Source organism: Bacillus sp. C30, from assembly GCF_040838255.1.
Taxonomy (GTDB): Bacteria; Bacillota; Bacilli; order Bacillales; family Bacillaceae_G; genus Bacillus_A; species Bacillus_A mycoides.
On record NZ_JBFPJH010000124.1, the window covers coordinates 1 to 9,166 of the forward strand.

Consider the following 9,166-nt stretch of genomic DNA (forward strand, 5'->3'; position numbering starts at 1 on the left):
TTTTTAATTAGTGGGCTGTACTTAAAAGATCGAACACGAAGGAGGGTCAACATGTCTTTATGGAGTAATAATGCAAATGGATATTGTGGATGTAATAATCAAAATGGTTTACATGTTGATTCGTGCTGTTTTAGTTGCGATGGGACAGTTCCTAAGCTCGGTCCAACAGGTCCAACGGGTCCAACGGGAGCGACAGGTTCAACGGGAGCAACGGGAGTAACAGGAGCAACAGGAGTAACGGGAGTAACAGGCCCAACAGGAGCAACAGGTTCAACGGGAGCAACGGGAGCAACGGGAATAACGGGAGCGACAGGTCCAACAGGTCCAACAGGAGCAACGGGAGCAACGGGAATAACGGGAGCAACGGGTCCAACGGGAGCGACAGGTCCAACAGGTCCAACAGGCCCAACAGGAGCAACAGGAGCAACGGGAGTAACGGGTGAAACAGGAGCGACGGGAGTAACAGGTACAAGTATAACTGCGACGTATGCATTTGCGAATAATACATCGGGTACGGCAATATCAGTATTACTTGGTGGGACAAATGTCCCACTTCCAAATAATCAGAATATCGGTCCAGGAATTACAGTTTCGGGGGGGAACACAGTATTTACGGCCGCAAATGCCGGGAATTATTATATTTCATATACAATTAATATAACGGCCTCATTATTAGTCAGTTCGCGAATTACAATTAATGGTGCACCGCTTGCTGGAACTATCAATTCCCCTGCATTAGCAACTACATCATTTAGTGCAACAATTATTACGACTCTTGCAGCGGGGAGTGCAATTAGTTTGCAGTTGTTTGGATTGTTAGCTGTTGCCACGTTATCAACGACTACACCTGGTGCAGTTTTAACGATTATAAGATTAGGCTAAGTAACGTGAACTCTCTTATTCTTTTAAAATTAGGAGAGTTTCTACATATAATAAGAAGTTAAGGAAGTAAAGCATAGTTATAAAAAAGTCAGAATATTATGATTGTAATGATGTTACGACTATAATATAATGAAAACAACCATCATGAATGAACATTCATTTATTTTCACAAGTATTGGAAGGGGGAATGAGAGTGGAAAAACCTTGGTTGCAGAGTTATCCAGAGGAAATCCCAGGTACGATTTCATATGATATTCAGCCACTTCATGGATATTTAGAGAAAATGGCTGCTCGTTATCCAGAAAAGAAAGCGCTTCACTTTTTAGGTAAAGATGTTAAATTTTCAGATTTCCATGACAAGGTAAAGAAATTTGCGAATTACCTTCAAAGGCTTGGTATTGAAAAAGGCGATAGAGTTGCGATTATGTTACCGAATTGTCCGCAATCTGTAATTGGTTATTATGGTACTTTGCTTGCGGGGGGGATTGTTGTACAAGCGAATCCTCTTTATACAGAAAGAGAGCTTGAGTACCAACTTCATGACTCAGGGGCAAAAGTTATTCTTTGCCTTGATTTAGTGTTTCCGAGAGTTACTAATGTTCAAACTGCAACAAAGCTTGAGCATATTATCGTAACCCGTATTGCAGATTTTTTACCATTCCCTAAAAATTTACTTTATCCATTTGTACAAAAAAAGCAGGCAAATCTTGTTGTGAATGTGTCGGAAAGCGAAACGATTCATCTTTGGAAATCGGTAGAAAGAGAAAGTAATGCTGATGTTGAAGTTCCATGTGATCCTGAAAATGATCTAGCCCTTTTGCAGTATACAGGGGGAACGACAGGGTTTCCCAAAGGGGTTATGTTAACGCATAAAAACCTCGTTTCGAACACTTTAATGGGAGCGCATTGGTTATATAATTGTAAAGAAGGAGAAGAGGTAATTCTTGGTGTTCTTCCGTTTTTTCATGTGTACGGGATGACAGCTGTAATGAATTTAAGTATTATGCAAGGATATAAAATGGTGCTTATTCCGAAGTTTGATATGAAAATGGTTTTTGAAGCAATTAAGAAACATAAAGTTACACTATTTCCAGGAGCACCAACCATTTATATTGCTCTATTAAATAGTCCTCTTTTAAAAGAATATGATATTTCTTCAATTCAGGCTTGTATTAGTGGTTCTGCACCGCTTCCTGTAGAAGTGCAGGAGGAGTTTGAGAGAGTTACAGGTGGTAAATTAGTAGAGGGTTATGGATTAACGGAGTCATCACCAGTTACACATGGGAATTTTTTGTGGGAAAAGCGTGTGCCGGGAAGTATTGGGGTACCGTGGCCGGATACAGAGGCAATCATCATGTCACTTGAAACAGGAGAGTCATTACCTCCAGGTGAAATTGGTGAAATTGTTGTAAAGGGCCCACAAATTATGAAAGGGTATTGGAATAAGCCAGAAGAAACGGCAGCTGTACTGCAAGATGGCTGGCTCCATACAGGTGATGTAGGATACATGGATGAGGATGGCTTTTTCTATGTGAAAGATCGTAAGAAAGATATGATCGTTGCTAGTGGCTTTAACGTATATCCTCGTGAAGTAGAAGAAGTGTTATATGAACACGAAAAGGTGCAAGAAGTGGTAACAATCGGTGTTCCTGATCCGTATCGAGGGGAAACTGTAAAAGCGTTTGTTGTTTTGAAAGAAGGCGCTGAGTGTTCTGAAGAAGAATTAGATCAGTTTGCACGTAAATATTTAGCAGCTTACAAAGTTCCGAAGGTATATGAGTTTAGAAGTGAGTTGCCGAAGACGACAGTCGGAAAAATTTTACGTCGTGTCCTAATAGATGAAGAGAAGAGAAAGAATGAGGATGAGCAAACGGGCTAAGGCCCTTTCTTTTTGAAAAAATAGGATTGACACTTTTCTGAATAGTCAGTATTATAAGAATATGAATGACTATTCATTCAGTCATCTTCTTGAAGGGGACAGTAAAGTGAAGAAAAATAGACCGAAATACAATCAGATTATTGATGCTGCAGTCATTGTGATTGCGGAGAATGGATACCATCAAGCGCAAGTTTCTAAAATTGCAAAGCAAGCTGGGGTAGCTGATGGCACGATTTATTTATATTTTAAAAATAAAGAAGATATATTAATATCCTTATTCCAAGAGAAGATGGGAGAATTTGTTGAAACAATTCGTCAAAAAATAGCAGGAATTGAAAGCGCTGTAGCGAAGTTATTCATGTTGGTAGAAACGCACTTCTTGCTGTTGTCACAAAATGATCCTCTTGCTATCGTTACGCAATTAGAGCTAAGGCAGTCCAATCAAGACTTGCGCCTTAAAATAAATGAAGTATTAAAAGGCTACTTACAAGTTATGGATGAGATTTTAGAGACAGGTATAAAGCAAGGTGAATTTCAGGCGGATTTAAACGTTCGCGTGGCAAGACAAATGATCTTTGGAACAGTAGATGAAGTTGTGACCAATTGGGTAATGAGCGATCATAAGTATGATCTGGTCGCACTTTCAAAAACGGTACATGGGCTACTTATTGCAGCTTGTGGTTATCGTCAATAATGGGAGGGATCATGTTGAAATTCCTATCTGTAAAAGTTGAAGATCATATCGCGGTGGCGACGTTAAATCATACGCCAGCTAATGCGATGTCTTCACAAGTTATGCATGACGTTACTGAATTAATCGATCAAGTGGAAAAGGATGATAACATTCGTGTTGTTGTTTTACATGGTGAAGGACGCTTCTTCTCAGCAGGGGCAGATATTAAAGAATTTACATCTGTTACTGAAGCGAAGCAAGCAACAGAGTTAGCACAGCTTGGACAAGTTACGTTTGAGCGTGTTGAAAAATGCTCAAAACCAGTTATTGCGGCAATTCATGGAGCGGCACTTGGCGGCGGCCTTGAGTTTGCTATGTCTTGCCACATGCGCTTTGTAACTGAAAGCACAAAGCTTGGTTTACCTGAATTAACACTTGGATTAATTCCTGGTTTTGCAGGTACACAGCGCTTACCACGTTATGTTGGTAAAGCGAAAGCTTGTGAAATGATGTTAACAAGTACACCAATTACTGGTGCAGAAGCATTACAATGGGGACTTGTTAACGGAGTGTTTTCTGAAGAATCCATTTTAGAAGATACGCTTAAAATTGCAAAACAGATTGCTGGAAAAAGCCCAGCAACAACTCGTGCTGTGCTAGAGTTATTACAAACGACAAAATCGTCTCATTATTATGAAGGTGTACAGCGTGAATCACAGATTTTTGGTGAAGTATTTACGAGTGAAGATGGAAGAGAAGGCGTAGCAGCGTTTTTAGAAAAACGTAAGCCTTCATTTAGTGGTAGGTAGTCCAATTATTTTTTTAATAAAAATTAACAGAATTTTAAAATTGATAGAATCTTTCTGAAAAATAAGGGGGTAAATGGAATGAACATCTACGTACTCATGAAACGAACATTTGATACAGAAGAAAAAATCGTAATTAAAAACGGTGCAATTTACGATGGCGAAGCGGAATTCATCATCAACCCTTACGATGAATATGCGATTGAAGAAGCGATTCAAGTAAGAGATGCACAAGGTGGAGAAGTTACTGTTATAACAGTTGGTGGCGAGGATAGTGAAAAAGAACTTCGCACAGCATTAGCGATGGGCTGCGATAAAGCGGTACTAATTAACATTGAAGATGATGTTGAGAATGGTGACCAATTTACAACAGCAAAAGTGCTTGCTGAATATTTAAAAGATAAAGAAATCGATTTAATTTTAGGCGGGAACGTTGCGATTGACGGTGCATCTGGACAAGTTGGTCCACGAGTAGCTGAAGCGTTAAATATCCCATACGTAACGACGATTACGAAGCTTGAAATTGATGGTACAAATGTGAAGATTGAGCGTGATGTTGAAGGGGATACAGAAGTAATTGAATCATCATTACCTCTTCTAGTAACAGCGCAACAAGGTTTAAATGAACCGCGTTATCCATCGCTTCCAGGTATTATGAAAGCGAAGAAGAAGCCACTAGAAGAAGTAGAATTAGATGATTTAGATTTAGAAGAAGATGATGTGGAAGCAAAAACAAAAACAATTGAAATCTATTTGCCTCCTAAGAAAGATGCAGGAAAAGTGTTACAAGGCGAGCTGCAAGATCAAGTAAAAGAACTTGTATCGTTGCTCCATACAGAAGCGAAAGTAATCTAATAAAATACGAAATTATATATGCAGGAGGGAAAATCTATGGCTCGTAAAGTATTAGTAATGGGTGAAGTTCGTGATGGATCGCTACGTAACGTTTCGTTTGAAGCGATAGCAGCAGCAAAAACAATTGCAGAAGGCGGTGAAGTGGTAGGTCTTCTAGTTGGAGACAGCGTTGCCTCTTTTGCAAATGAATTGATTCATTACGGTGCAGATCGCATTGTGACAGTTGAAAATGATAAATTAAAATCATATACATCTGATGGATATGCACAAGCGTTTTTAGCTGTATATGCTGAAGAAAAGCCAGAAGGCATTGTATTTGGACATACGGCACTTGGTAAAGATTTATCACCAAAATTAGCAGCGAAATTAGAAGCTGGTTTAATTTCTGACGTAACGGCTTTAGAAGTTGAAGGTGGAAATGTTATCTTCACTCGTCCGATTTACTCTGGTAAAGCATTTGAGAAGAAGATTGTAACAGATGGTATATTATTTGCGACAGTGCGTCCAAATAATATTGCAACTCTTGAAAAAGACGAGTCTCGCACAGCTAACGTGTCTTCTATTACAGTAGATGTGAAAGATTTACGTACAATCATTCAAGATGTTGTCCGTAAAACTGCAGAGGGTGTTGATCTTTCTGAAGCGAAAGTCATTATAGCTGGCGGACGTGGTGTGAAGAGTGAAGAAGGATTTAAACCGTTAAAAGAATTAGCTGACGTACTAGGCGGCGCTGTTGGAGCATCTCGTGGTGCTTGTGATGCAGAGTACTGTGATTATTCATTACAAATTGGTCAAACAGGTAAAGTTGTTACACCAGACCTATACATTGCATGCGGAATTTCTGGTGCGATTCAGCATTTAGCTGGTATGTCTAATTCAAAAATAATTGTTGCGATTAATAAAGATCCAGAAGCTAGTATCTTCAAAGTAGCTGACTATGGTATTGTCGGTGATCTGTTTGAAGTATTACCTCTTTTAACAGAAGAGTTTAAAAAGTTAAAAGTACATTCATGATTTGAGTACCCTTGAGTTCCAAGTGAAGTACCCCTATATATAGAAAAAGGTGAGAGATCCCCTGTCTCTCATCTTTTTAGTATTTCATCCATATTTTTATATAGTATAAAGGAACATTTTTTTGTTACAATACATAACGATACATAATATTCGCCACGTATAAAAGTTAATGATATACTCTTGGTAGAATATACTTGAAGGAGGAAATAAAATGGCAATTATAAATGCAAATGACCAAAGCTTCGCAGCTGAAACTAGCGAAGGTGTTGTACTATTAGATTTCTGGGCGCCTTGGTGCGGACCTTGTAAAATGATCGCTCCTGTATTAGAGGAAATCGATTCAGAGTTAGGCGAGAAAGTAAAAGTAGTAAAAGTGGACGTTGATGAAAACCAAGAAACTGCTCGTCAATTCGAAGTAATGAGCATTCCAGCTCTTTTCGTATTAAAAGACGGTAAAGTGGTTGATCAAGCGTTAGGATATAAACCGAAAGAAGCGTTAGTAGAATTAGTTTCTAAACACTTCTAAAATAAAGAAGCTACCATTTGGTAGCTTTTTTTATTTTCTTTTTTACAACCTTTCCGTTACAATAAAAGAACGTATGTTGGGTGTTTTGGCATAGTATGTTTTTATGTGAAAATAAAAATGATAAGCATGTAGAAATGGAGGGAGACGAGTGCACGAGCATTTAAAAGAGAAGTTAGCAATTTTGCCCGATCAACCTGGTTGTTATTTAATGAAGGATAAGCAGGGAACGGTTATATATGTCGGAAAAGCAAAGGTACTCAAAAATCGTGTGCGCTCGTACTTTACTGGTTCGCATGATGGGAAAACATTTCGGCTTGTTGGAGAAATTGTTGATTTTGAATATATTGTGACTTCCTCAAATTTGGAGGCTCTTATTTTAGAGTTAAATTTAATAAAAAAATATGATCCAAAATATAATATTCAATTAAAAGATGATAAAACATATCCTTTCATTAAAATTACAGCTGAAAAACAGCCGCGCTTACTCATTACGCGAAATGTAAAAAAGGATAAAGGAAAGTACTTTGGGCCTTATCCAAATGCGCAATCGGCACATGAAACAAAGAAATTATTAGATCGTATGTATCCACTTCGTAAATGTTCAAATATGCCAGATAAAGTTTGCTTGTATTATCATATGGGTCAATGTTTAGCACCTTGTGTGAAAGAAGTAACGGATGAGCAAAACAAAGAAATTGTTGATGAAATTATTAAATTCTTAAACGGTGGGCATAAAGAAATTCGTTCAGAATTAGAAACGAAGATGTATGAGGCTTCAGAAAAGCTAGAATTTGAACGGGCGAAAGAGTTGCGAGATCAAATTGCTCATATTGATGCAATTATGGAAAAGCAAAAGATGATTATGAGTGATTTAGTGGATCGTGATGTGTTTGGATATGCAGTTGATAAAGGGTGGATGTGTGTTCAAGTTTTCTTCGTTCGAAAAGGAAAGCTAATTGAACGTGATGTTTCTATGTTCCCGATTTATGATGAACCAGAAGAGGGATTTTTAACTTTTATCGGTCAATTTTATGAAAACAGTAGTCATTTCAAGCCGAAGGAAATTGTTGTTCCAGGAAGTATAGATTCAGAATTAGTAGAGCGCTTTTTAGAAGTTGAAGCGACACAGCCGAAGCGTGGGAAGAAAAAAGATCTTGTAGAATTAGCAAATAAAAATGCAAAAATTGCACTAGAAGAGAAATTTCACTTAATTGAACGTGATGAAGAACGGACGATTAAAGCTGTTGATAATCTAGGGAAGCAACTAGGGATTGAAACACCATATCGTATTGAAGCGTTTGATAACTCGAATATTCAAGGGACAAATCCCGTTTCCGCAATGATTGCTTTTATCGATGGGAAACCAGCAAAGAAAGAATATCGGAAATATAAAATTAAAACGGTTCAAGGTCCTGATGATTACGAATCTATGAGGGAAGTTGTAAGACGCCGTTATACGAGGGCGCTTAAAGAGAATTTACCTTTACCAGATTTAATCATTATTGATGGTGGAAAAGGCCATCTGGCCGCTACAAGTGATGTTCTGGAGAATGAACTCGGATTATATATTCCAATGGCAGGGCTTGTAAAAGATGACAAACATAAAACATCACATTTAATCATTGGAGATCCGCCTGAACCTGTGATGCTTGAGAGGAATAGCCAAGAATTTTATTTATTGCAACGCATTCAAGATGAAGTGCATAGATTTGCAATTACATTCCATCGCCAGTTGCACGGGAAATCGGTCATTCAATCAGCATTGGATGATATTCCAGGAATCGGCGATAAACGAAAAAAGGTATTGCTAAAACATTTTGGTTCATTAAAAAAGATGAAAGAAGCTTCCATAGCTGAATTTGTCGAAGCAGGTATGCCGAAAAATGTTGCAGAGATAATATATACTTATTTAACAGATAAGAAGACGTTATAGTTTACAACGTCTTCTGTTTTTTGGTATAATTTCTGAAGATTTAAAATAAACTCATCTGAATGAATATACAAAAAAGTCAACTAAACTTATATGTCTAGTTGACTGTAGGTAGATGCTACACTTCAATGAGATCTTTTATATCCCATTTAACAAGAAATGTAATAGAGTCTGAACGCTTTTTCTGTTCCTCATAGGACTCTGCAACGACGTTTCTTTGTCTTTGAATTTGCTCGGCGATAAATCCAGCTTCTAATTGATAAGATGAATGTCTTTTTTGTTTTTGACGCTCAGTAATAAGTGTACCTTTAAGTTGAAACTGCATTTCACGACGTTTATGTTCAATGATGCTTAAAGTGCCCCAACCAGCTTTTTCAAAAAACTGAATGACTTCTTCAATTGTTTCTAGCGGATATTTTCTCGCAAGGTTTCTACCGGCCCAGTATAAAATACCATCTAAATCGTTACCAATTAAATCAGGTAGTAATTCTTCACGTAGCAATTCATAAGCGAAGGCGTTCAATGAAACATCTTCTAAAGATGTTATATCGATTGTATTTTTGCTCACAATATTCCCCTCTTTCTATAGGGATTATTATAT

9 protein-coding genes are annotated in these 9,166 nt (G+C 37.8%); 8 read left to right on the plus strand and 1 reads right to left on the minus strand.

Features of this window, described 5'->3' with window-relative positions:
* Positions 1 to 51: 51 nt before the first annotated feature.
* From AB3X49_RS13170 to uvrC, 8 genes are all read left to right on the plus strand, one after another.
* A complete protein-coding gene (locus tag AB3X49_RS13170) occupies positions 52 to 882 on the plus strand; it encodes a BclA C-terminal domain-containing protein (protein WP_367962566.1) in 831 nt (276 codons plus the stop codon).
* A gap of 193 nt (positions 883 to 1,075) precedes the next feature.
* On the plus strand, positions 1,076 to 2,761 hold the full coding sequence (locus tag AB3X49_RS13175; protein ID WP_367962568.1) for a long-chain-fatty-acid--CoA ligase: 1,686 nt from the start codon (positions 1,076 to 1,078) through the stop codon (positions 2,759 to 2,761).
* Positions 2,762 to 2,867: 106 nt separating this feature from the next.
* A complete protein-coding gene (gene fadR / locus AB3X49_RS13180) occupies positions 2,868 to 3,455 on the plus strand; it encodes a fatty acid metabolism transcriptional regulator FadR (RefSeq protein ID WP_012261773.1) in 588 nt (195 codons plus the stop codon).
* An 11-nt stretch (positions 3,456 to 3,466) separates the two neighbouring features.
* Positions 3,467 to 4,243, plus strand: a complete 777-nt coding sequence (locus AB3X49_RS13185; RefSeq protein WP_367962570.1) for an enoyl-CoA hydratase — start codon at positions 3,467 to 3,469, stop codon at positions 4,241 to 4,243.
* Between the two features lie 78 nt (positions 4,244 to 4,321).
* Positions 4,322 to 5,095 carry an electron transfer flavoprotein subunit beta gene (gene etfB, locus AB3X49_RS13190; protein WP_002088867.1) on the plus strand — a complete coding sequence of 258 codons (774 nt, stop codon included), beginning with the start codon at positions 4,322 to 4,324 and terminating at the stop codon, positions 5,093 to 5,095.
* 36 nt (positions 5,096 to 5,131) lie between these two features.
* Positions 5,132 to 6,109, plus strand: a complete 978-nt coding sequence (gene etfA, locus AB3X49_RS13195) for an electron transfer flavoprotein subunit alpha (RefSeq protein WP_367962573.1) — start codon at positions 5,132 to 5,134, stop codon at positions 6,107 to 6,109.
* Positions 6,110 to 6,320: 211 nt separating this feature from the next.
* Positions 6,321 to 6,635 carry a thioredoxin gene (trxA, locus tag AB3X49_RS13200; RefSeq protein WP_000974757.1) on the plus strand — a complete coding sequence of 105 codons (315 nt, stop codon included), beginning with the start codon at positions 6,321 to 6,323 and terminating at the stop codon, positions 6,633 to 6,635.
* A 148-nt stretch (positions 6,636 to 6,783) separates the two neighbouring features.
* Entirely contained in the window at positions 6,784 to 8,568 is a 1,785-nt protein-coding gene (uvrC, locus tag AB3X49_RS13205) for an excinuclease ABC subunit C (RefSeq protein WP_367962576.1), read from the plus strand.
* 115 nt (positions 8,569 to 8,683) lie between these two features.
* On the opposite strand, the gene AB3X49_RS13210 is transcribed toward uvrC, so the two are convergent.
* Positions 8,684 to 9,133, minus strand: coding sequence for a YslB family protein (locus tag AB3X49_RS13210; RefSeq protein WP_002015405.1), 450 nt, complete (start codon positions 9,131 to 9,133; stop codon positions 8,684 to 8,686).
* Between the last annotated feature and the right edge of the window lie 33 nt (positions 9,134 to 9,166).